18 protein-coding genes are annotated in these 21,829 nt (G+C 53.5%); 14 read left to right on the top strand and 4 right to left on the bottom strand.

Annotated elements, in window-relative coordinates; translation table 11 throughout:
* Positions 1–14 precede the first annotated feature (14 nt).
* Positions 15–2,582: a valine--tRNA ligase gene (gene valS, locus ACODSV_RS22745; RefSeq protein ID WP_454843668.1), complete on the top strand. Its 2,568-nt coding sequence runs from the start codon at positions 15–17 to the stop codon at positions 2,580–2,582.
* Between the two features lie 139 nt (positions 2,583–2,721).
* Here valS and ACODSV_RS22740 read toward each other — a convergent pair whose 3' ends face one another.
* A complete protein-coding gene (locus ACODSV_RS22740; RefSeq protein WP_041160937.1) occupies positions 2,722–2,952 on the bottom strand; it encodes a hypothetical protein in 231 nt (76 codons plus the stop codon).
* A 176-nt stretch (positions 2,953–3,128) separates the two neighbouring features.
* On the opposite strand from ACODSV_RS22740, the gene ACODSV_RS22735 reads away from it, so the two are divergent.
* Positions 3,129–4,790, top strand: coding sequence for a SulP family inorganic anion transporter (locus ACODSV_RS22735; RefSeq protein ID WP_454843669.1), 1,662 nt, complete (start codon positions 3,129–3,131; stop codon positions 4,788–4,790).
* Positions 4,791–4,811: 21 nt separating this feature from the next.
* Here the strand turns inward: ACODSV_RS22735 and ACODSV_RS22730 are convergent, their stop codons facing one another.
* Entirely contained in the window at positions 4,812–5,000 is a 189-nt protein-coding gene (locus tag ACODSV_RS22730; protein WP_024075438.1) for a ribbon-helix-helix domain-containing protein, read from the bottom strand.
* Between the two features lie 676 nt (positions 5,001–5,676).
* Between ACODSV_RS22730 and ACODSV_RS22725 the strand changes: the two genes are divergently transcribed.
* The 6 genes from ACODSV_RS22725 (at position 5,677) to ACODSV_RS22700 (ending at position 13,516) form a co-directional block, all read left to right on the top strand.
* Positions 5,677–7,044: an epoxide hydrolase family protein gene (locus ACODSV_RS22725; protein WP_489046419.1), complete on the top strand. Its 1,368-nt coding sequence runs from the start codon at positions 5,677–5,679 to the stop codon at positions 7,042–7,044.
* A 63-nt stretch (positions 7,045–7,107) separates the two neighbouring features.
* Positions 7,108–8,181, top strand: coding sequence for an alpha/beta fold hydrolase (locus tag ACODSV_RS22720; protein WP_304997351.1), 1,074 nt, complete (start codon positions 7,108–7,110; stop codon positions 8,179–8,181).
* 24 nt (positions 8,182–8,205) lie between these two features.
* Positions 8,206–8,715, top strand: a complete 510-nt coding sequence (locus ACODSV_RS22715; RefSeq protein ID WP_024075435.1) for a cytochrome P460 family protein — start codon at positions 8,206–8,208, stop codon at positions 8,713–8,715.
* Positions 8,716–8,739: 24 nt separating this feature from the next.
* Positions 8,740–9,516 carry an alpha/beta fold hydrolase gene (locus tag ACODSV_RS22710; RefSeq protein WP_454843672.1) on the top strand — a complete coding sequence of 259 codons (777 nt, stop codon included), beginning with the start codon at positions 8,740–8,742 and terminating at the stop codon, positions 9,514–9,516.
* A gap of 248 nt (positions 9,517–9,764) precedes the next feature.
* Entirely contained in the window at positions 9,765–11,183 is a 1,419-nt protein-coding gene (locus tag ACODSV_RS22705) for an aldehyde dehydrogenase family protein (RefSeq protein WP_454843673.1), read from the top strand.
* Between the two features lie 251 nt (positions 11,184–11,434).
* Positions 11,435–13,516: a hypothetical protein gene (locus ACODSV_RS22700; protein WP_489046422.1), complete on the top strand. Its 2,082-nt coding sequence runs from the start codon at positions 11,435–11,437 to the stop codon at positions 13,514–13,516.
* A gap of 97 nt (positions 13,517–13,613) precedes the next feature.
* On the opposite strand, the gene ACODSV_RS22695 is transcribed toward ACODSV_RS22700, so the two are convergent.
* Positions 13,614–14,342 (bottom strand): hypothetical protein, encoded by a 729-nt coding sequence (locus tag ACODSV_RS22695; protein ID WP_277377967.1) that lies wholly within the window; start codon positions 14,340–14,342, stop codon positions 13,614–13,616.
* A gap of 76 nt (positions 14,343–14,418) precedes the next feature.
* Positions 14,419–15,399, bottom strand: a complete 981-nt coding sequence (locus ACODSV_RS22690) for a site-specific integrase (protein WP_277377965.1) — start codon at positions 15,397–15,399, stop codon at positions 14,419–14,421.
* A gap of 318 nt (positions 15,400–15,717) precedes the next feature.
* On the opposite strand from ACODSV_RS22690, the gene ACODSV_RS22685 reads away from it, so the two are divergent.
* From ACODSV_RS22685 to ACODSV_RS22660, 6 genes are all read left to right on the top strand, one after another.
* A complete protein-coding gene (locus tag ACODSV_RS22685; RefSeq protein ID WP_024075432.1) occupies positions 15,718–17,535 on the top strand; it encodes a Mu transposase C-terminal domain-containing protein in 1,818 nt (605 codons plus the stop codon).
* Positions 17,532–18,392, top strand: a complete 861-nt coding sequence (locus ACODSV_RS22680; RefSeq protein WP_024075431.1) for a TniB family NTP-binding protein — start codon at positions 17,532–17,534, stop codon at positions 18,390–18,392. Before ACODSV_RS22685 ends, ACODSV_RS22680 begins: the two co-directional genes overlap by 4 nt.
* 1,462 nt (positions 18,393–19,854) lie before the next feature.
* Positions 19,855–20,013, top strand: a complete 159-nt coding sequence (locus ACODSV_RS22675) for a TonB-dependent receptor (RefSeq protein WP_023628987.1) — start codon at positions 19,855–19,857, stop codon at positions 20,011–20,013.
* A gap of 278 nt (positions 20,014–20,291) precedes the next feature.
* Positions 20,292–20,681, top strand: coding sequence for a PepSY-associated TM helix domain-containing protein (locus ACODSV_RS22670; RefSeq protein WP_090515957.1), 390 nt, complete (start codon positions 20,292–20,294; stop codon positions 20,679–20,681).
* Entirely contained in the window at positions 20,668–20,808 is a 141-nt protein-coding gene (locus ACODSV_RS22665; protein WP_196448528.1) for a PepSY domain-containing protein, read from the top strand. The genes ACODSV_RS22670 and ACODSV_RS22665 overlap by 14 nt, the downstream gene beginning before the upstream one ends.
* Positions 20,809–20,819: 11 nt before the next feature.
* Positions 20,820–21,650 (top strand): PepSY-associated TM helix domain-containing protein, encoded by an 831-nt coding sequence (locus tag ACODSV_RS22660; RefSeq protein WP_196448527.1) that lies wholly within the window; start codon positions 20,820–20,822, stop codon positions 21,648–21,650.
* Positions 21,651–21,829 lie beyond the last annotated feature (179 nt).

The following is a 21,829-nucleotide window of genomic DNA, read 5'->3' as shown; positions in this document are numbered from 1 at the left end:
CACTGTCGTGCCCTTTGATATTAATAGGAGGATGCTATGTCACCGTTAAACGTGATGAAGTTCTAAACGATCAAACTGTCACCCCCTCGCTCGAAAACCTTGAAACACGCTGGTCTCAACGTTGGCAGCTCGAAGGCACGTATGCCTTTGACCACACAGCCCAACGCGACGCTGTGTTCTCCATTGATACACCCCCGCCGACGGCCTCAGGCTCGCTGCATGTCGGTCATGTCTTCAGCTATACCCATACAGATATCATCGCTCGATACCAGCGCATGCGAGGTAAGGCTGTGTTCTACCCCATGGGGTGGGACGACAACGGCTTGCCGACCGAACGCAGGGTCGAGAATTTCTATGGCGTACGTTGCGACTCGCTGGCAGCTTATCAGCCTGGTTTCAGGCCACCTGAGCCCATTCCATTAAAGCGAGGTGACTTTACTGTCATCAGCAGGCGCAACTTCATCGAGTTGTGCCACGAACTGACGGCCATTGATGAGCAAGCGTTCCGTGCGCTCTTCGTGCAACTGGGCTTGTCCGTTGATTGGAGCCTTTCATATGCCACCATTGATGAGCGCTCCCAACGAGCGAGTCAGCGCGCTTTGCTTCGTAACTATCAGCGTGGCGAACTTTATAGCCAGGAAGCCCCGTGCCTGTGGGACGTAACGTTCCAGACAGCAGTGGCTCAAGCAGAGCTTGAAGAGCGCGAAGTCGCGGGTGCGTATCACGAACTCCGTTTCGAGACGGCTGATGGCGCCCCATTGAGGGTGGCTACCACTCGGCCTGAGCTACTGATGGCATGCGTGGCGCTGGTGGCTCACCCGGACGACGTTCGTTATAAGGCGCGGTTCGGACAATCCGTGCGCTCGCCGATTTTTGACGTGGACGTACCGCTGCTGGCACACCCTTTGGGCGATCCTGACAAGGGCACCGGCTTGGTGATGGTCTGCACCTTTGGCGATCTTACCGATGTGATCTGGTGGCGGGAGTTGCAGTTGCCAACGCGGTCAATACTGGGAAAAGATGGGCGCCTGTTGCTTGAGACGCCCCCCTGGTTGACGACACCCCGCAGCCAACAGGCCTATGCAGGCCTGGCTGGCCGTAATTTGTCCCAGGTTCGCACACAGCTCGTGTCGATGTTGCGCGACTGCGGCGCCATGCAGGATGAACCCCGACCGATTCAACACGCGGTAAAGTTTTTCGAGAAAGGCGACCGGCCTTTGGAAATTCTTGCCACTCGGCAATGGTACTTGCGTAATGGCGGACGCGACGCAAGCCTGCGGGACTTGTTGCGTGCCTCAGGCCAGACGCTGGACTGGCATCCGCCGCACATGCTCAGGCGTTACGAGCATTGGGTAGGCGGTTTGAACGGAGATTGGCTCATCAGTCGCCAGCGTACGTTCGGCGTACCAATTCCGTTCTGGTATAGGCTGGATGCACAAGGCGAAGCAGACTACAGCGCGCCGATTATTGCCGGTGAGGAAAGCCTGCCCGTTGATCCGAGCCTGGATACTCCGCCTGGGTATCGCCCCGAGCAACGTGGTCAACCGAATGGTTTTGTCGGCGAACAGGACATCATGGATACGTGGGCCACCAGTTCGCTGACGCCTCAGATCGCCGGAGGCTGGGGAGAGGACGACGCGTTGTTCGCCAAAATATACCCCATGGATCTCAGGCCTCAAGGTCACGACATCATCCGCACCTGGCTATTTTCGACACTGGTACGCAGCCATTTTGAACACGGTTGCGTGCCATGGCGTAATGTCGCGCTCTCTGGGTGGATCCTTGATCCCGACCGTAAGAAAATGTCTAAATCCAAGGGTAACGTGGTAACCCCACAAGCCTTGCTCGACCAGTATGGAAGTGACGGTGTGCGCTACTGGGCAGCCTCAGCGCGGCTCGGCAGTGATACAGCCTTTGAAGAACAGCAGATGAAGATCGGCCGCCGTTTGGCCGTCAAGCTGTTCAATCTATCGAGGTTGGTTCAAGGCTTTGCAAAGGATGACAACGGGGATATCGACCAGCCGCTGGATCAGGCCATGCTCAAACGCCTGGGCGGCGTAGTCCATGATGCTACGTGCGCGCTGGAGGCGTACGACTATAGCGTGGCGTTGTCGCGTATCGAAGGGTTCTTCTGGTGGTTTTGCGATGACTACGTCGAATTGGTCAAGCGTCGCGCCTATCGACCAGAAGGCCATTCGGCCCGTAATGCTTTTGCACATGCACTGAGCGTGCAGCAGCGACTGTTTGCGCCATTTCTGCCATTTGTATGTGAGGAAGTCTGGCAATCCTGGAATTGCGGCTCAGTGCACAATGCGCCTTGGCCGCAAGGGGATGCTTGTCCTGACGCGTCTATTGAAAGCTTATTGATGAGTGTCAGTGCCGTGCTATCTGCGATTCGCAAAGCAAAATCTGACGCCCGCCAATCCATGAAGGCTTCGGTAGCACGTGTTGAACTGGTTGACGGGGCTGCGCAGCTTGAAAGGATAAAAGGCGTTCGCCAGGACTTGATCGAAGCAGGTCAGGTTGAGGCTTTGGTGTTTATAGAGGGAACTGAGCAGCGGGTCGATGTATGGCTGAAGTGACGTAGACCTGAGGGCAAGTCAATTCGCGGAGCGATCAAGGAGATCGCTTCGCGAGCACGTCTATAGTCGTCCATCAAACACTTGGGCTTTGAAGGACTTGGAACAGGGACGGCGTGTTGGCTGCATGAAGTACCCAGGGTTAAAAGTGGATTTCAGCAGCCTTGAGGCCCAAGTCGCGAAGTTCTGCGACCAAGTCATCCAGATGCCCGAAAGACTCGACCTCCTCGTTGTCATCAACCAAAAAATAACTTCTCCCGGCGTCCTTCTTGAAGAACACAATCCACTCCTTGGGGTTGGTCGGGTTTGCGATCACATGCGTGTCGAAGGTCACGCCTTCGGCATGTTTGGTTTTCACAGCTTGACGATTCATGTCTGTCACCACGCTACGCGCGTTTTCAAAAGTTCTCTATTGGCAGTGCATGCTCGCTCAGCTCCCTCTGAGCTTCCACCCTAGACATCTCAAGCCGCACGAAGCAGTGGCGACAGGGGATTTCAATTATCACTGGATGTTAATATTATGCACATGCATCCACTGAGGAGCTAGCCATGATTGCGATAGGTGAGGCATGGAAGGCGGGGTTGTTGGGACGAGGACACTGGCTTCGCAATGTGATGTCTGGCGTGATCGTCGGGATCGTGGCACTCCCGCTGGCCATGGCGTTTGCCATTGCATCTGGCGTCAAACCTGAGCAAGGCATCTACACCGCCATCATCGGTGGCCTGCTGGTTTCGCTCTTTGGCGGAAGCCGCTTGCAGATTGCCGGGCCGACAGGTGCGTTCATCGTGATTCTTGCGGGCGTCACGGCCGAGCATGGTGTTGACGGCCTGCAGATCGCCACGATGATGGCGGGGGCCATGTTGTTACTGCTGGGGATGGCCCGGCTCGGTGCAATCATCAAGTTTATCCCCGACCCGGTGATCGTCGGATTCACTGCGGGCATCGGCGTGATCATCTGGGTCGGGCAGTGGAGAGATTTTTTCGGATTACCGAAGGTCGGAGGAGAGCACTTCCATGAAAAGCTCTGGCATCTGCTCCAGGCCCTGCCGGATCTTCATATGGCCACGACCCTGCTGGCGGTACTTAGCCTTTTCCTGGTCATCACCGCGCCCAGAATTCCCGGTCTCAAACAAGTACCTGGCCCACTAATCGCCATGGCGGTCGCGACAGCGATCCAGTCCACCTTTCACTTCGAGGGGGTCGCCACGATTGGCAGTGCATTTGGTGGCATACCTCAAGGTTTGCCCGCGTTGAGCCTGCCTGAAATCACGCTGTCGCGGGTCATCGATCTGATTGGTCCGGCGTTCACTATCGCCATGCTTGGGGCAATCGAATCACTGTTGTCCGCGACGGTGGCCGATGGCATGGCAGGTACCAAGCACGACTCCAATCAGGAGCTGATCGGTCAGGGGGTGGCCAATCTGGTCACGCCTTTGTTCGGCGGCTTCGCCGCTACCGGGGCCATTGCCCGCACGGCCACCAATATCCGTAACGGCGGCACAAGCCCGCTGGCCGGCATTACGCACGCAGTCACCTTGGTGCTGATTATTCTGTTTCTGGCACCTCTGGCCTCAAACATCCCGCTGTGCGCCCTGGCCGCGATACTTTTTGTGGTCGCGTACAACATGAGCGAGCTAAAGCATTTCAAGCGCATGGTCCAGCGAGCCCCGCGCGCGGACGTATCGATCCTGCTCATCACCTTCGGCCTCACCGTGTTCAGTGATTTGGTGATCGCCGTGAATATCGGCGTCATTCTGGCGATGCTGCACTTCATACGCCGCATGGCCTCATCCGTGGAGGTGCAACAGGTCGTCGAGTACGAGCTTGAAGAAGAGCTGAAAGCTAATGGCCATGCTCAACTGCCGCCGGGAGTATTGATCTATACGATTGAGGGGCCGCTGTTCTTTGGGGCGGCCGAGACGTTCGAGCGTGTCCTTGCACAGACTCATACCGACCCGCGCCTGCTGATTATCCGTTTGAAGCGCGTACCGTTTATGGATATCACGGGCTTACAGGTGTTGGAAGAAGTCATCCAGCAACTGCACAAGCGGCATATCGTGGTGAAACTCTGCGAGGCGAATACGAAGGTACTCAACAAGCTCAATAGGGTGGGCATCTTGCAAGAAATCGGCGCGGAGCATTACCACACCGACTTCAACACCGCGCTGGCGAAAGCTGTCAGTCTCGTGGAGGACACATCGACCCTCTAAAGGCTAACTGCCCGTGTTCGGTTATGACTTGTTGCTGGTGGCGTACTTGCTTTTGGTCGAATAGCTGGCACCGTGGGTGTCCAGGTAGTCACGAACCAACTGACGGACCACCTGCGAAGGCGTCAAATCCTGTGCTGCACAGAGTTCCTCGAACGCCTTTTTCTTGATGGGATCGATGAGCACAGTGAGGCGCGCAGTCTTGCTTTCCATGGGGTATTCAATCACTCAATCGCTGGATGTTAATCAAATTGTAATTGCCTTGTCCGGTGCTGTCACTGTTACGACTGAGGGGCGTTCGGCAGGTCGATTGTGATCGGTCATGTGCCACCGGAAAGACTCCAGAGCTATCTCTGTCGAGCGCCTGGCGCAGCGGATCGGTTGCAGGCCGGACGACCGGTTGTGGCAGGATCGATACCCTCAAAACCCAGTACGCCCAGGTCGAGTTCATCGACCGCGCGCACTGGATTTTCTTCGGCTAACGTTTAGTGACTCTTAGCGCTTTACGAATGTTGAGCGGGGTATCTGCCCGTTCCTTGGGTAGTCATGCCGCCTGGCAATCGACGCGGTCTCGATGCCCTTTGCCGGGCTTGATGGGCTGAAAAGCCCTTATGTTTTCCACATCCCAGAAAAGCCAATGCCCCGACAAGTCGGGGCATTGGCTTTTCTGATGAGCGAGTGGTCGGTTTGTACCGTTTTGTATCCGCGCTTTGGATAGATACACAGCGATTCTTTTAAGTCGGTTGATGACACATACGGGATACCTGCGGGGATTTAAATGAACCCATCGAGAAGGCGCAAACCTTCTCCAATGGATGACTCATTTAACTCGCGGCTGTCTCTGCGCGTTTCGCGACGTTGTCGACCAATGACTTATAGGAAATTCAAAATGCCTGCAGCTACGTTCGGTTTCACCTGGCGCCATTGTCTGGCTTCTTCCGTGAGAATGGGCGTTTTGGGGTTGGCCCTGATAGCCGGCAGCGGTGGTGCCTGGGCTGCTGGCCCGGCCGCCGATGCGTCAGTTGCCAACTCGGCCTCGACCAATCCCGAATCAATTCGACTTTATCGAATTCACGTCGATGAAGCTCAATTGACCGATCTGAAAAAGCGCATTGCGGCGACCCGCTGGCCGGACAAAGAGACCGTCAATGACGTTTCCCAAGGCGTGCAGTTGGCCCAGGTCCAGGCGCTGGTGAAGTATTGGGGCAGCGGCTATGACTGGCGCAAGGCCGAAGCAAAGCTCAATGCGCTGCCTGAATTCATCACGACTATCGACGGCGTCGATATTCAATTCATCCATGTTCGCTCGCGAAACCCCAACGCGATGCCGCTGCTTCTGACACACGGATGGCCAGGCTCACAGTTTGAGTTCCTGAAGACTATCGGCCCGCTGACGGATCCCGTTGCTTACGGCGGTAAGGTTGAAGATTCGTTCGACGTGATCATTCCATCGATTCCGGGACACGGTTTTTCCGGTAAGCCAACTGAATTGGGCTGGGGGCCGGATCGAGTCGCGAAGGCTTGGGATGTGCTCATCAAGCGTCTGGGTTATACCCACTATGTTTCCCAGGGCGGAGATCACGGTTCGGTGATATCGGATGCATTAGGCCGCCTGAATCCGCCGGGTCTGTTGGGCATTCACTTGAACATGCCGGCCACCATCCCGCCCGAATTGGTCAAGCCGATCAATAGTGGTGACCCGGCCCCTGTCGGGCTCACTGAGCCTGAACGCAAGGCGTTTGATTCCTTGAGCACCTTCTTCGGCCGCAATGCAGCATACGGCGCGATGATGGTTACGCGCCCGCAGACTATCGGTTACCTGCTGGCCGATTCGCCTACCGGTACTGCGGCGTGGATGTACGAAAAAATCGCCGCGTGGACGGACAGTGATGGTCAGCCTGAACGGGTATTGACCCGTGACGAGATGCTGGACGATATCAGCCTGTACTGGCTGACGAACGCAGGCGCATCGTCATCGCGTTTCTACTGGGAAAACAACAACAACAATTTCAGCGCTGCCGCGCAGAACACCGCAAGCATCAAGGTGCCGGTGGCGATCACGGTCTTCCCGCACGAGATCTATCAGGCGCCAAAAAGCTGGGCGCAACGCGCTTACCCATCACTTTCCTACTACAGCCAGGTTAACAAGGGCGGCCACTTCGCTTCCTGGGAGCAACCTCAATTGTTCAGCGAAGAGTTGCGGGAGGCCTTCCGGCCGCTGCGCGCCAAGCTGAGCGCAACGAAGACAGCCCAGTAGCTCACACGCAATCCAGTCAACACAACCGGGCCGCTATTCGGCGGCTCGCTACGGAGAAGCACCATGGAGATGACCTTGCTGAACAACCAAAATAAATCCAGCCGCCTGCGGGGTCTTGCCCCATCGCTGTTGGCAGCAGCGGCGCTGCAATTCGCAGCGGTGGCTGTCGGTTTTTCCCAAGCCAGCGCGGCTGATGTACCCGCGTCCACCATTGGGGCTATCACGCCGGGAGCCCACACCTCTCTCGGTGCTCTTAAGCATGTGAAAGCGGGGCTGCTGGACATTTCTTACGCGGAACTCGGCCCAGCCGATGGCCCTGTGGTCATTTTGTTGCACGGCTGGCCCTACGATATCAACGCATACGCTGATGTCGCTCCTGCTTTGGCGGACAAGGGATATCGAGTGTTGATCCCTTCTGCGCGGGGTTATGGCGATACGCATTTTCTCTCGGCCAAGACAGTTCGCAATGGTCAACCTGCTGCGCTGGCGACTGACCTGATCGACTTTATGGACGCGCTGAAGATCAAGACGGCGGTGCTGGGTGGGTTTGACTGGGGCGCCCGCACTGCAGATATCGTTGCCGCACTGTGGCCGGAAAGAGTGAAAGCCCTGGTCGCTGTGAGCGGTTACCTGATAGGCAGCCAAGAGGCGGGCAAGGCGCCATTGCCGCCAGCCGCCGAACTGCAGTGGTGGTACCAGTTCTACTTTGCGACCGAGCGCGGGCGCCTGGGCTACGAGAAAAACACCCATGACTTCGCCAAGCTCATCTGGAAGCTGGCGTCGCCACAGTGGAATTTCGACGACGCCACTTATGAGCGCAGCGCGGCGTCCTTGCAAAACCCTGATCACGTGGCCGTGTCGATTTTCAACTATCGCTGGCGCCTGGGGTTGGTCAAGGGCGAGGCCAGATACGACGCGCTGGAGAAGAAACTCGCGGTATTTCCATCCATCAGCGTGCCCACCATCACCCTGGAAGGTGATGCGAACGGCGCACCGCACCCACCTGCCGAAGCGTACGCCAAGCGCTTCACTGGCAAGTATGAGTACCGATTGCTCACCGGCGGTGTTGGTCACAACTTGCCGCAGGAAGCGCCGAAAGCCTTCGCCCAGGCGGTGATCGATGCCGATCATCTTTGAACACCGGCTGAGAGGATGGCGATGATGAAGCTGAAATTTCTTGCCGCGATGTCGGCTGCCATTGCAATCGCAGCGTTGACCGCTACCGGTGTTGCCTCGGGCGACGCCAGTACTGGCGACGCCTCACCGATCTATGGCGTGAAATTGCCTGAAAACTACCGTCTATGGCCGCTGATTGCGCCGGCGCAGGAAGCAGCCCCCCTGAATGAACTGCGAGCCGTGCTGGGCAATGACTCGGCCATCAAGGCTTATCAGGACTCAACGCTGCCATTCCCCGATGGCACGGTGCTGGTAAAGCTGGCCTGGAAACATGTGCAGTCCCCGGAATTCGAGCCGGCGTCCATCCCGGGGCCGGCCACGACCGTGCAGGTGATGGTCAAGGACTCGAAAAAATATGCAGCAACCGGTGGTTGGGGATTCGGGCGGTTTATCAACGGTAAACCGGCCGATGAAGCCCAACACGAAACCTGCTTCGCCTGTCACCAGGCGCGAGTGCGGAATCACGACTTTGTCTTCACTCGCTTCGCCCCCTGATTCCCGTCAAACCCGGAGTTAGCAATGAAAAAAGTATTAACCGCACTGGCCGTCGCCGTCAGCCTGAGCATGGCGACACACGCCTGGTCGCAAACTGAAAAAACCACGATTGTGCTCGTACATGGCGCCTTTGCCGATGCGTCGAGTTGGAATGGCGTCGTGAAGATTCTCGAGAAGGACGGTTACCCGGTGGTTGCCGCTGCCAACCCATTGCGCGGTGTAAAGAGCGATGGTTCGGCAATCTCGGCATTGCTGACGAGCATTCATTCGCCGGTGGTGTTGGTCGGCCACTCCTATGGCGGCAACGTTATCAGTGATGCGGCCAACGATCATGTCAACGTCAAAGCCCTGGTTTACGTCAGTGCGTTTGCACCTGAGGCCGGGGAAACCGTCGCCGGGCTGGCCGGCAAATTCCCAGGCAGTACGCTGGGCCCAACGCTGGCTGCGCCTGTACCACTGGCCGATGGGGGCAAGGACTTGTACATCCAGCAGGACAAATTTCACAACCAGTTCGCCGCGGACGTCCCCGCGAAAGAGGCGGCATTGATGGCCGCCACCCAACGTCCGGTAACGGAAGCGGCGCTCAATGAAGCGTCCGGCAGCCCTGCCTGGAAGCATATTCCGTCCTGGTACATCTACGGCGACAAGGACAAGAACATTCCACCACAAGCCATGGCGTTCATGGCCAAGCGCGCCGCTGCCAAAGCCGTGGAAGTGGTCAAGGGCGCTTCACATGTCGTGATGGTATCGAACCCGGAACCGGTTGCCCGCCTAATCGAAAAAGCCGCCACGGCGAAGTAACACGCCAAGGGCGAAGCGGCAGTGGGAGACATCGCTCTGATCATCACCCTCCGTGTTTCGTAAGTAACCTTTCCAAAGAGGGCCCATTCGGGAGGCTGCAGATTTCCGCGCCCGTCATCCGGAGGGGCGCACGTGAGCCGATGCCCGGCTGAAAAGCGGGAGAGGGTGGGGCGACGACGAGGCCAACGCCTGAGCATACCGGGCGTTGTGCTTATCGCGGGCAACCGCAATCAATCAGGTACGCCACGATGTGGAAGATCAATCACAGTTACATTGATGGAGCATTCGTTCCCGTTCAGGGCAATGAAACGGTGCAATGCATCAATCCGGCTACCGAGGAGGTCATCGGTACGCTCACCCTGGCTGATCGTGAAGATGCCAAGCGCGCTATCGCGGCGGCTTCGCGTGCTCAAGTCGCGATGGGCCGCACCTCCAAGGCCGGGCGTATCGACATGCTCGAGCAGTTGCAGGCTGCCGTGCTGGCGAGCACGAATGAAATTCGCGATACCGCCATCGAAGAGTACGGTGCGCCGTTTGCCCGTGCGCAATGGGTCAGTCGCTACGCCTCGCAGTCATTTACCAATGCGGCGCAGGTGTTGAAACACTTCGACCTGAGTCGTTCGGTCGGTGACGCTACCGTGGTGATGGAGCCGGTCGGAGTCGCGGCGCTGTTTGCCCCCTGGAACAGCACCGCCGGGACGATATGCAGCAAACTGGCATCGGCCATTGCGGCTGGCTGTGCCTCGGTCATCAAACCGAGCGAGTTGAGCCCCTTGCAGACCATCGTGCTCGCCCAAGCGTTGCATCGCGCAGAGTTGCCCAAAGGGGTTTTCAACATTCTGTTGGGACGCGGCAGTGATGTGGGTGACGAAATCAGCGCCAGCCCACTCATCGCGAAAGTTTCATTCACCGGGTCCACCGCCACCGGAAAGCTCATTGCACGCGCCGGAATCGAGACCATGAAGCGAGTGAGTCTGTCGCTCACGGGGAAGTCGGCCTCTATCATCCTGGATGACGCCGATCTCGACATCGCCATTCCCCTGGCTCTGAATGCTGCGTTCATGAACAACGGTCAGGCATGTGTCGCCGGCACACGTCTGCTGGTGCCACGCACGCACGCCGAGGACATTATCAACCGCGTCAAAAGCCTGGTTGGAGCGATGGTCGTCGGCAATCCGCAGGATCCGGCCACTGCGCTCGGACCGCTGGTCAATCGCGCCCAATTCGACCGCGTACAAGCTTTCATCCGCCGCGGGCAGGCGCAAGGCGCGACGTTGATTATCGGCGGGGAGGGCCGACCAACCGGCTTGGATAAGGGCTATTTCGTCAGGCCTACGGTCTTTGCCGACGTCAGCAGTGACATGGACATCGCGCAAGAGGAGATTTTCGGCCCGGTGCTATCGATCATTGCGTATGACTCGCAAGAACAAGCGATCGCTATTGCCAATGCCAGTATCTACGGTTTGCAAGCTTATGTGTTTTCCCGGCAACTGGAACGTGCCCAACGCCTGGCAACCCAACTGCAGGCCGGCTCGGTGTTGATCAACAGAATTTCGCCAGAGCTGCTGGCGCCGTTCGGCGGGGTAAAGCAGTCCGGTGTCGGTCGGGAGTTTGGAGTCTTTGGGCTGGAAGCATTTCTTGAGGCCAAAAGCATCGTGTCCGATTAGCCTGGGGTTGGCGGGAGATTGGCCAGTAACGTGGCATGACACATAATTTAACAAGTGGGTGATGTCAGATGTTCATAAGCAGCTGATGGGCTTAGAGTTTTAGTTGTCGATAAATCGGGTTATAGTATTTGTGAGATTTGCAAAGAGTGCTGGAGTGCTGCGTCAAGTTCGGCGCTGGAATTTGAGTCAATAAATATATTGATCCATTCCTGCACAAAAGTGCATAACCAAAGTGGAGCTTGCAATTATTTATGCGTGAAAAAGACATGGAAAGCTTGCCGGATGATCTTAGGGCACTCTACGGCTCTCGCGGGATGCGATTTAAGAATGATCAGAAACGAAGGACGTTCTCGTTAAATATTTTATACATTAACGGTGAAGAACTGCTGGCTGCAACTGAGCGATTGCATGATCCCGATGTAGGGGCTGCTTTGTTGGATGGAGCGAGTCGTGAGGCAGGTGATCAAGCGCATAGGGAGTTTAAGCGACACCTTCATAATTTTGTCGCGTCAGCAATGACTCTGGTTGATCATACTCGGGTTATGATGAAGGAGCGCTATGGTGATGAAAGCGTTCATGCCGAGATTATTAGTCAGATTTCTAATACCGTAGCCAAATCACCGACATGCAAGTTCGTTCAGGATATGAGAAACTATATCGTACACAGAGGGCTGCCAAATTCTCAGATATACAAAAGTTTTGTAAATACTGGGAATGATGTGTTTGAGTTGAAGGTTGGCGTGCAAATTCCAACCTCAGACTTGCTGGATTACAAGTCCTGGACGGCGCCAGCTAAAGCTTATATTGAACAGGCTGGTGATTACATTGATATTCGTGATCTGGTCGCAGACTATTTAGCTCAAATCAGAAAGCTAAACGAGTGGCTGAAATTGCGATTAGAGGACTACCACGCGGCAGACTTGCTTGAGCTTGAAGGCCTAGAGTCACAACAGCGCTTGAGATATTCAGAGGTTGATTCCCGTAAGTCGGAGTCAGAGGGGAAAACGCCTGAAGGGTCTATCAGGGATCGGGTGGATGCCATAGTCATGGATATTTACTCTTCAATTAAAAAGCATTTGCTCCCCCAAAGTAGCGATAAAGAATTTAACAGTCAACGGCCTGCACTGCATATTTTTGATGATGGCTCAGGCGCAGATCTCTTCATATATTCATCAGACGAAGATGGAAATCAGATCATATTGTTCATCAGGGACTCTGAAGGTCATTATGGTCTGATCGAACAGAGGTTGGGTCAGTTGCGAGAGGTTTTAGCTATTCTCGGTACCGAAAACTGGGCACGGCAAAAAATTGGGATTGAGTTTTTAAGTGCATTATTTTTCTCATGGGCTAGGAAATCATGGAGAGTAGAGGAGAAATGCTCTTACTACGATTTCGTTCGAGGCGAGGCTGAAAACGAGATAGGCTCATTGGATGTTTACTACCCAATAGCACATTTTGAAATCGAGACTGCATTTCAGTTCGGCCCAGTCATTATAACTCCTATAACAGGAGATATTTTTGATTCGATCGAAGGGGGCATAGCGCTACCGCTAGGACAAGAGCTTGACAGCTTTAAAGCTCATATTCAAACGCTTAGGAAAAGCGTCCAAGGCCTTGCCGCGGTTGAAATTAATATTGAGGCTCATCATTCGGTTATCACTGAAAGTGGTTACGCGATGGCATATGATGCTGTCGATATACTCAGATTTTTTTCTCCGACGGCTCCCATTTCTGATTCAAGGTGCCCAATGGCGTTAAAGGGCTCAGAGTTTCTGCCGGTAAAGAATGTATTTGCCTTTGTCAAAAATGGCTTTATGAGGCATGAGGGCCTCAGCGAGATGTTCCGAGGGTCATGGAAGCTTTCGGAGTCTGGTTTGAAAAATATGGCATTAAATGAACTATCTGCGGCTAGCGGCTTGATCGATTTGTCCGGGCTTAATAGTTTCTCTAGGTCGGTTAGGTCTGGCGTAATACTGTTTAGCAAAGGAAGTACGCTGGCAGGCACGGCGGATAGACTTCGCTATACATTGGTTGCTGCTGAGTCCGTATATCTACGACATAGTTTTGAGTATGCAGGCTCACTGATCTCGCAGCGAATTTCTGACTTGGTAAGTGCTGATCCTTCTGAGCGGAAAATTATCAAGGATAGCATCGCGAAATCTTATTTTTTGAGGAATGAGTACAAGGAAAATTATTCCTCTGCTGAATTAACGGCGATACGCATGTGCACAATCGCAGTGCACACAGCATTAAGGATCTCACTGCTGAATACCCATAATTTTTCAAATCGGGATGACTTCATTGATGCTTTGAGCAATCCGACTTCTCATTAAAGCAGTCTGGCAATGTGAAGTTAAATTACTAAGGGTTAGGATGAGGCTAGCGCATCGGAATATTAATGCGTTCAGCTACCTAACTCGTTTCGCCTAGCTAGCCTGGGCCCACTCGGCCTAACGAACCACCCGATCGGGGCACCTCAAAATCCGCAATCTCCAGCGAATGAAATTGAATCGAACGCGGCCCCAATTCAAAACTCAGGTGAAGCATCATATTGAACTGAGCATCCACCCAATTATCTGAAGGAACCTTCCGCTCTATACGCTTGAGCAGGCGAATTTCCTCATCGAGCTCCAAGCCGGACTGAGAGAGAAAAATTCGAGAGTAGGGGGCTGAGCGTTCGGTTTTGAAATCCTTGATCCTTAGATAAATATCGTTGCTGAATCCTGTGATTCCTCTATCCCTTGCCCAGCGATAAAGCGTACGAAAGACGACTACATACTCTCTAGAGCAGTTCCAACTGTTGAATGCGCTGATAATTTCATTGGCTGCCCAAGGGAATTTCAAGGAAATATCACTTTCCGAAACCCGATGGAGCATTCTCGCGGCCCTATATGCAGTTGAAGGGGAGTATTTCTCTAACGTATGGACCATAAATGATTTGGCTATTTCGATAAATTCTGAATTCAGCTTTAGGCCAGACCAATCAATATTCATTGCCATACCACCGTCGTACCACGTCCAGACGCTCAACCGAGTATCGACGTACCTTGGCTGGTCATTAGTCCTAGCTCGAATCGCGACCTGTGCTGGGCCCTCGAACACATAGGCCGGAAAAGAGGAGGAGGGTGAAGCGTGTTCTTGATCGGCTGATTTAGTCACGGCGAACCTCCTTAACTGTCAAGTCGACTCCAGGCTGCCGAGGCACGCTGGGCGTTGTGGATGTTGGCCGACTCGGCTAGATAACGACTTGCATAACGGCGTGGCATAGTCGAGGTGTCAGACCAACCGCAGACTCGTCATAGCGGTACGGCAATTTCATCGGGTTGCCGTCACGCAGGGGACGTCGCTCGCCCTGGATATAACGCTCGTAGACCTCATACAACTGCGCGGAAATACCTACTGTCCGTCCGTGTGTTTTCAGCGCGGGCTCTTCAGCACGTGGGTCCCCGGGATCATGTTCGCGATCATTGATGCTGACATAGGCGTGCTGAGAGCCCTGATTGATATCCGTGGTGTAGAGCTTCAGAAGCTCTCCGCGACGGATACCAGTCTCCAGCAGCAATTCAATCATTAGCCAATTGCGCAACTGCAGTCGCTCCGGAAACGGATTCTCTGCATCGCCCGGGCGAATCAGTGTGCGAATGATCTGGAGTTGTGTATCTGTCAGGCTTCGGTAACGAGTGCGGTCTGGCCGAGCATTGATGATATGGCTCTCAAACCGCCGCTCAATGACGTCGGCGACATCTGCAAATACAACTTCAATGTTAGCCAGGGTGGTTGAGTTCTGACGGGCGCGCGGAATGTAACGGGTGACGCACCAGGACAGGTACTGCTTCAGCAACCGCAGGTACTGGTCACGGGTACGCGGATCGATCTGCGGAAAAGGTGCCGTTTCAGCTTGGCCCATTCGGGCGACCAGGTTGTCGGCTTGACGGCCGCTTTGGAGCCAGATGGCGTAACCGTCCAGCAAAGCCAGAATCGCCTCGAAGTGGCAGGCCAAGATGGCCTCATCGATATCCAGATCTCGGCTTTTGGCATAGCTATAGAAAGCCTGGATCGCTCGCAGATGCGCCGCAGCAGTATTGTAAGCGCGGTGCCTGAGTTTGAGTTGGACGTAGATGAACGGAACGAGTATGGGCAACGGCGCCGCATTACCAGCTTGCACGAGCAGCGGCACACGCTGACCTGAAGAGAAACGGCACTGAATCAGCTTCATCGGCAGCCACCTCATTCAAGGACTCGCCATGAACACGAAGGACATGGCCCGTTGAGAGGTTGGACGTCAGAAGCGGGTTTGTCGAATCAGTTGTGATGCCCGATCAAAAAAAAGAATATCATTTATCTCTAATAATCAATCACATACCTTGATTAACTTTTAAAAAATAGACTGACGCGGCAGAAAAGCTAGCAATAGTCTATTTTTTGAACGTGACGTCGTATCGTGTTCGGCAGCCAATTTCGATCGTTGATAGAGACTGATGTAAGTCGCCGCTCGGCAGACTTCGCCTAGATTAGCGTTGTGGAGAGTACATCCATGGCAAATCAGCTAACCCCTGGGGAACTCATTGTCGCCAAGGGAAAAGTTGCGAAAGTCAAACAGGTATTTAGTGACAAAACGATAAGGGTAACAATTGTCGACTCTGGTGAAGTAATACTGGTGTCGGCGCGCGACATTCAGCGAATCCCTAGTGTTACGGCAATTAATGGTAGTGATCATGGGGAGGGTTTGAATGTCAATGATTACACCGTTGATCAACTTTCATTGGCAGCTGAGCGTTTTGAAATTATCAGAAAGTGGAAGGTTGAGGGAGGGGTAGTCACTAAGTACTGTTCTTTACTGGGTGTATCAAAGAGTTACTTCTATCGTTTGGCTAAAATTTTTGACGCTGACGTAGGCCCACTATCTTTAATTGCGCAGACACGGGGTGTCAAGAAAGGCGTTACGAGACTGGATGAGTCGGTTGAGGTCATAATTTTCAAGGCTGCTAAAAAATTCAAGTCGAAAGGAGCCAGCTACAGCAAAGTGTGGAGCGAGGTGGATGTTGCATGTAAGGAGCAAGGTTTTTCATGCCCTTCCAAAGATACGGTATTGAGGCGTGTACGCTTAATCCTCTCAGAAAAAACAAGAATGAGAATTAAAGAAGGTCCTGATGCCGCGACGCAAGAATTTTCAGCTCGCCCGGGTAAAAAAAATCTTGAAAGGCCGCTGCAATGGGTACAGATGGATCACACCCTCGTCGATATAATTCTGTTGGCTGATGATCGCATAAATATTATTGGACGCCCGTGGCTGACAATTGTAATTGATGTCTATACCAGGGTTATTCTTGGTTACTATCTTAGCCTTTACGTCCCGTCTACTGTTTCAGTGGCTTGCGCTCTTAGTCATTCTGTCCTTCCTAAAGTAAACTTTTCGGCAAGTGTTGGCTTGGATCCAGAAGACTACCCCTACTATGGAAAGCCTGAAGTCCTTCATATGGACAATGCCGCAGAGTTCACCAGCCCAAAATTTAAAGTAGGGTGTGAATCTTTTGGGATTTCCCCCGAATACCGACCTGTAGGAAGAAAACATTTTGGCGGTCATGTTGAACGGCTGATAGGCACGTTCATGACTACTAAGGTGCATTTCTTGCCGGGGACTACAATGTCAAATTCTGTTGCGCGCAGAGGACTTAACAGCGAAAGAAATGCAACCATGACCTTCTCTGATTTTTTTCGCTGGTTCTCTCGCGAAGTAGTTGTCTATCACTCAACAGTTCATAGCGCATTAAAGTGTAGCCCGCGACAAGCGTGGACAAACTATTTCGCGCCCAACGGAGGGCTTCCTTACCCCCCGGCAGGCTTGAATTCCGAGCAATTAAAGATTTGGTTCATGCCTCAAGAAGACCGAAAAATTAATCCTGGTGGCATTAATTTGCATGGCCAAGTTTATTGGGATCCTATATTGGGGTCTCATGTGGGGACTAGAAATGTCATAGTCAAATATGACCCGTACGATATGAATGTTGTATGGGTGAAATTGGATGGCCAATTTTGCCCAATACACCTGTCTGACGTAACCGTTGAGGCTCCTACCTATGAGGAATATCGTGCCGGCAAGCTCTATCGTCACCCAGTCCGCATCGGAGCCATAGATAGTGATGGCGGGTTAAAAGCCTACAGAGGGAAGCAAAAAATTGAAGAGGAAAGTAAAAAGTTAACGCAGAAGGAAAGACGCCGAGAGGCCGCTGAAAAAGTCTATACTGAGGCAAATCCAAATCCTAGAAGTAGTAGCTTTAACGCTGACAGGGAACATATCAAGCCAAATTATTCAGCCTCTCCAAAAAAATTTCGACCTGGGGATGAGTCATGAGTGATGAGCACGTCCGGTCGGACATCAGAAAATATTTGTCTTCTAATATTGATACGCGAATAGCCTTAATTCATCAAGAAATATGGGTGAACAATAACTCTAGTGCAGCTGTTTTTCGCATGATGAATAATATCGCGGATGTACCAGATCGTATGAGTGCGCCTGCTTTGCTTGTGGTTGGCCCAGGTGGCTCTGGAAAGACGGCTATAATATCTAAGATTCCAAACCATGTAAAAAGGAGTGCAGGGTTGATTTTTGTCTCCTTGGCTGCATCCCCAGAAATAGATACCAAAAAAAGCCTTAAAGATGAGATAGCTTTAGCGCTCGGAATACCAGTTGGCTCTGGCTCAAGTCGCCGAAGTAGCTCTGACCTGCCAAGCGAGATTAGAGAGGTTATTAGGCTGAGGCAAATTTGGGGGCTGGTGATCGACGAGTTTCATGATGCACTGCTACGCTCGAAGCAAGAGCAGCGTTTTAACATGTCTATTCTTAAAAAGCTGCTCGGCCCTGAATATGGATTGAAACTATTTTGCTTTGGCACTGCTAGTGCGCGCAACGCACTTAAATCCAATTATGAATTTAAGAGACGTTTTCACGAAGTTGCTCTTGATGACTGGATAGAGAGTGAGGAGTTCAGGTCATTCCTCTTGGAGGTAGAGGAGTCCCTACCGCTAAAACAGCCATCACATTTGTACTCTGAGGAGATGGTAGGCACTATTTTATCTATGTCGAATGGGCGCATGGACAAAACACTCGAATTGATAAGGGCGGCTGCCTGTTATGCCATAAAAATGGGGGGGGAGAAGGTGGATGTTGATATGCTGCGGCGAGCAAACAAGAATCCTTGGGGCTATTAGTAGTGAGTTTCTCTGGCTTGCCAACACCAAGTTCTGAAGAAACACTTTCATCTTGGTTGTTTCGATGCAGCATTAATCCAAACGCCGCTGGCTTCCCTCGATTATCATCAACAGAACGCCCAGCGTATTGGTGGGAGGGTGTGGAGATCAAATATTCGGACCCAGACTCAGAATTCTTATCCGCCAGCCAGCGATTAAGTTGTGTAGCCGGGGACATTACCCCTGAACTATTACGAAATTTTTTTTGCCTTCGAGGCGATAAATTAGTCGAATGGAGGTATCGCCGTTTTTTTTGCCCTGATTGCTTACGCGATGATGTGGCGAATGGTCGTTTGCCTATATGGCGGAAGGACTGGTGTTACATTTATTCTTGTGTCTGCGCTGCCCATGATCGAGAGTTGGTGAGACTAGTTGATACACCGCGTTACTCAAGGGCATGGGATGCGTTTGTCCAAAGCTGCAATTCGATATCAAACAATGCCTCCATAGAGGAAACTCTATTCTTTCGTTTTTGCTCAAGTACCTTCACAAAGATTGAGCATGCTCTGATCAGTAGAGACAATCAACAACCTACATTGCACGATTTATTTTATAGGCTATTCAATATTTTCCTTCAATGTCCCTTTCGTGGTAGTAGAGGCGGAATCGCTAGAATCCACTTGCAAACGAGGAAAGATGCACGAGCACCCGACGCAAGCTCTTTTGAGCAGAGTATATTATTGGGGGCGTCCACGGCCGATCCATCAAGTAGATTTGGTAGTTTGGTCTTAACCGCATCACTACTGGAGATTATCCCCTACTCAAGGTTTTTGATATTTACTAAACTGTGTGAGAAAAGAAGGGGCGGGATGCTGATCCCAAGAGACCTGCATAAGGCAGCGATTTTTCCATATATCAACAGGGCAGGCTATGAAACCTTGTACCGTTTTTTAGGGGGTTTCCCTAGGAAAGATTTTCCGTTGCTAGATCGCCATCTTCAACTTCAAGAACATTCGTATGTTCAAGATGGTGTCCTTGGCAAGCGTCTATTCGGATACTCACAATGAGCTATTAAATGCGCATGCCTATCGTTGCCGGCTGGCTGCAAGGAGAAAAACTCCACATGCTAGATGCACGCAGGGCTTTTAACATTTAATTTCCTGCTAGTTAATGTAAGGATTATGCCGAGATTAAGGAAAATCAGGACATAAGACCTGTATATTATTGATATAAAGCAGTTTATATATTTGCGCCTTGCCCCTCCTGCGTCATACCTGCGAGCGTCTATGCTGATCTTTTTGCATGCTTGGGTGCTAAGCGATGGCTGCTTTGGAGAGAACGGCATACCCACGACTCCGCAGCTATTCGTTTCCTCAGAAGAGCTTGGCTGGATTTCCAGAACAGCGCAATCCTGCTCTTTCGCTTGGGCTGACGGTTCAGTTCAAGGTATTTCAATGACACCGGCGAGAGCGAGGCGACGACCTTGTTTGATGCAGCCTTCAATTACCAGATTGCCAAGGACACGGATCTGGCGGTCAATGTCAGTAATCTTTTGGATGAGCAGCATGTCGTGGGCTCCGGAACTGCGGATTACTACAATCCGGGCCGAGAACTCACCGCCAAGCTGAGCTACAGCTGGTGAGCCTGTCAGTAATGGCTCCTGTTGTGGTGGTATCTCGTGTTCTGGCCGCGATCTTCGGCTGCTATGCATTCGTCTAGGGCGTGGCGGCGCTGAATGGGGTTGGGGTCGATTACCATGCCGCCGAGCAGGCGATGATGATGCTGGCCTTCGTCCTGTATCTCGCGCTGTTTCCGCAGCCAGTCTGTGGCGGGTCTCGATGGTACTGGCGCTCGGCAGCGTCTTGATGCTGGCTGTTGCCTGGCAGCTGCAGCGCATGATCATCGGATAGGAGCAGAGCCATGCTGAACAACTTTCGCCAATCCATGGCCTGGGTACACACCTGGTTCGGTTTGGTGCTGGGCTTCGTGCTGATGGTCGTCTTCTTTTTCGGTGCACTGTCGGTGTTCGACCGCGAGATCGATCGTTGGGCGATCCCCGATACGCGCTTCGAGCCGCAGCCTATGCCGTCCTACAACAACCTGCTGAAACAGGTATTTGCCGATCTCAAACCGCATCCGGTGGATATGGCGGCAACCAAAGGGCGGGTAATCGGCGACCTGCCGGCGCCGGAAACCATGCCCATGGTCTCGCTCTATGCCTACACCACCCACCGAGATCCCGTGCTGAGCATTGGTGGCGAGTTTGGTATCCCCAACCAGCCAAAGGACCCAGCGGATGATCAATCGTAAGATCTTCAAGGAGTTTTTCACCTTCCGTCCGCGCAAGCGGACCCAGCGCAGCGCGCTGGACCTGCATAACATGACTGGCGTGGTGGCGTTGCCGTTCCACTTCTTTTTTGCCTTCACCGGTTGGTGATCTTCGCGTCGATGTACTACTTCCCGGTCTCCGGGACCTTGCTCAAACCGCTGCATAATCGGCATGAGGTGATCGAGGCGGCGCATACCGGCTTGCCCCATGATGAGGCCGGTGTGCCCGCGAAGATGGCCTCCGCCAATGCCATGGTGGCCGAGGCCAAGCGCATCTGGGCTACGCGCGATATGCCGGGAGAGGTCGGGCTGCTGACTATCGAGCATCTAAATGACGCCAACGGCTACGTCAGCATCTACCGCGCCGGCAGTGATCGTGTGGCGCTGGTCGGGGAGGGCATTCACTTCAAGGCCAGTACCGGCGAGCTACTGCGCAACGACCCGCCGAGTGACCCGGTTGGTTCCGTCAATCAATTTCTCACCGGCTTGCACCTGCAGCACTTCGAACACTGGGCGCTGCGCTGGCTGTACGTGGCGGGCGGTCTGCTCGGCTGTGTGTGCATCGCCAGCGGTTTTGTGTTCTTCGTCGAGATACGCAAGCAGGAGCACGCCCGACTCGGGCTGCAGGGCTGTCGGTTGGTTGACGCCATGGCAGTCACCACGGTTACCGGCATGCTGCTGGCAGCGGTCGCCATGCTGGCGGCCAACCGGCTGCTGCCTGAGCCCATGCCTGGCCGTGGCGAATGGGAAAAGTGGGTGTTCTGGGGTGCCTGGCTGCTGAGTTTGCTGCATGCGCTGTTGCGTAGTGCACCAGTGGCCCAGGCGCGGCACAATCCGGCCTGGCGCTGCTCTGCGTCGCTGCGGTGCTGCTCAACTGGATCACCACGGGGGACCACCTGGTCAAAAGGATGCTGCTTGAACCCTACTGGGCCGTGGCCGGCGTCGATCTGAGCCTGTTGGCCTGCGCGCTGATAGCGCTACTCACCGCGCGTCGTCTGGCAAGGCCGGTTGAGGGTAAGCGTCCGGCGAACTCACCTTCCGAACTCCAGCATTAAGGGCGATGGTGTCCGCGTATTTTTGATCTGACCCCGAAATGTTGGACGCCTTCTATGCCCGCCGTGCTTGAGTCC

The sequence above is a fragment of the Pseudomonas sp. FG86 genome, assembly GCF_057808775.1.
Note: the sequence above shows the minus strand (reverse complement) of the source record. Positions and strands in the feature narration are given on the sequence as shown.

What these genes read in the sequence shown, in the direction of transcription:
- ACODSV_RS22740 (WP_041160937.1), bottom strand. Translation starts at nt 2,952, where the DNA reads ATGAATCGTCAAGCTGTGAAAACCAAACATGCCGAAGGCGTGACCTTC.
- ACODSV_RS22735 (WP_454843669.1), top strand. Translation starts at nt 3,129, where the DNA reads ATGATTGCGATAGGTGAGGCATGGAAGGCGGGGTTGTTGGGACGAGGA.
- ACODSV_RS22730 (WP_024075438.1), bottom strand. Translation starts at nt 5,000, where the DNA reads ATGGAAAGCAAGACTGCGCGCCTCACTGTGCTCATCGATCCCATCAAG.
- ACODSV_RS22725 (WP_489046419.1), top strand. Translation starts at nt 5,677, where the DNA reads ATGCCTGCAGCTACGTTCGGTTTCACCTGGCGCCATTGTCTGGCTTCT.
- ACODSV_RS22720 (WP_304997351.1), top strand. Translation starts at nt 7,108, where the DNA reads ATGGAGATGACCTTGCTGAACAACCAAAATAAATCCAGCCGCCTGCGG.
- ACODSV_RS22715 (WP_024075435.1), top strand. Translation starts at nt 8,206, where the DNA reads ATGAAGCTGAAATTTCTTGCCGCGATGTCGGCTGCCATTGCAATCGCA.
- ACODSV_RS22710 (WP_454843672.1), top strand. Translation starts at nt 8,740, where the DNA reads ATGAAAAAAGTATTAACCGCACTGGCCGTCGCCGTCAGCCTGAGCATG.
- ACODSV_RS22705 (WP_454843673.1), top strand. Translation starts at nt 9,765, where the DNA reads ATGTGGAAGATCAATCACAGTTACATTGATGGAGCATTCGTTCCCGTT.
- ACODSV_RS22700 (WP_489046422.1), top strand. Translation starts at nt 11,435, where the DNA reads ATGCGTGAAAAAGACATGGAAAGCTTGCCGGATGATCTTAGGGCACTC.
- ACODSV_RS22690 (WP_277377965.1), bottom strand. Translation starts at nt 15,399, where the DNA reads ATGAAGCTGATTCAGTGCCGTTTCTCTTCAGGTCAGCGTGTGCCGCTG.
- ACODSV_RS22685 (WP_024075432.1), top strand. Translation starts at nt 15,718, where the DNA reads ATGGCAAATCAGCTAACCCCTGGGGAACTCATTGTCGCCAAGGGAAAA.
- ACODSV_RS22680 (WP_024075431.1), top strand. Translation starts at nt 17,532, where the DNA reads ATGAGTGATGAGCACGTCCGGTCGGACATCAGAAAATATTTGTCTTCT.
- ACODSV_RS22670 (WP_090515957.1), top strand. Translation starts at nt 20,292, where the DNA reads ATGCTGAACAACTTTCGCCAATCCATGGCCTGGGTACACACCTGGTTC.
- ACODSV_RS22665 (WP_196448528.1), top strand. Translation starts at nt 20,668, where the DNA reads ATGATCAATCGTAAGATCTTCAAGGAGTTTTTCACCTTCCGTCCGCGC.
- ACODSV_RS22660 (WP_196448527.1), top strand. Translation starts at nt 20,820, where the DNA reads ATGTACTACTTCCCGGTCTCCGGGACCTTGCTCAAACCGCTGCATAAT.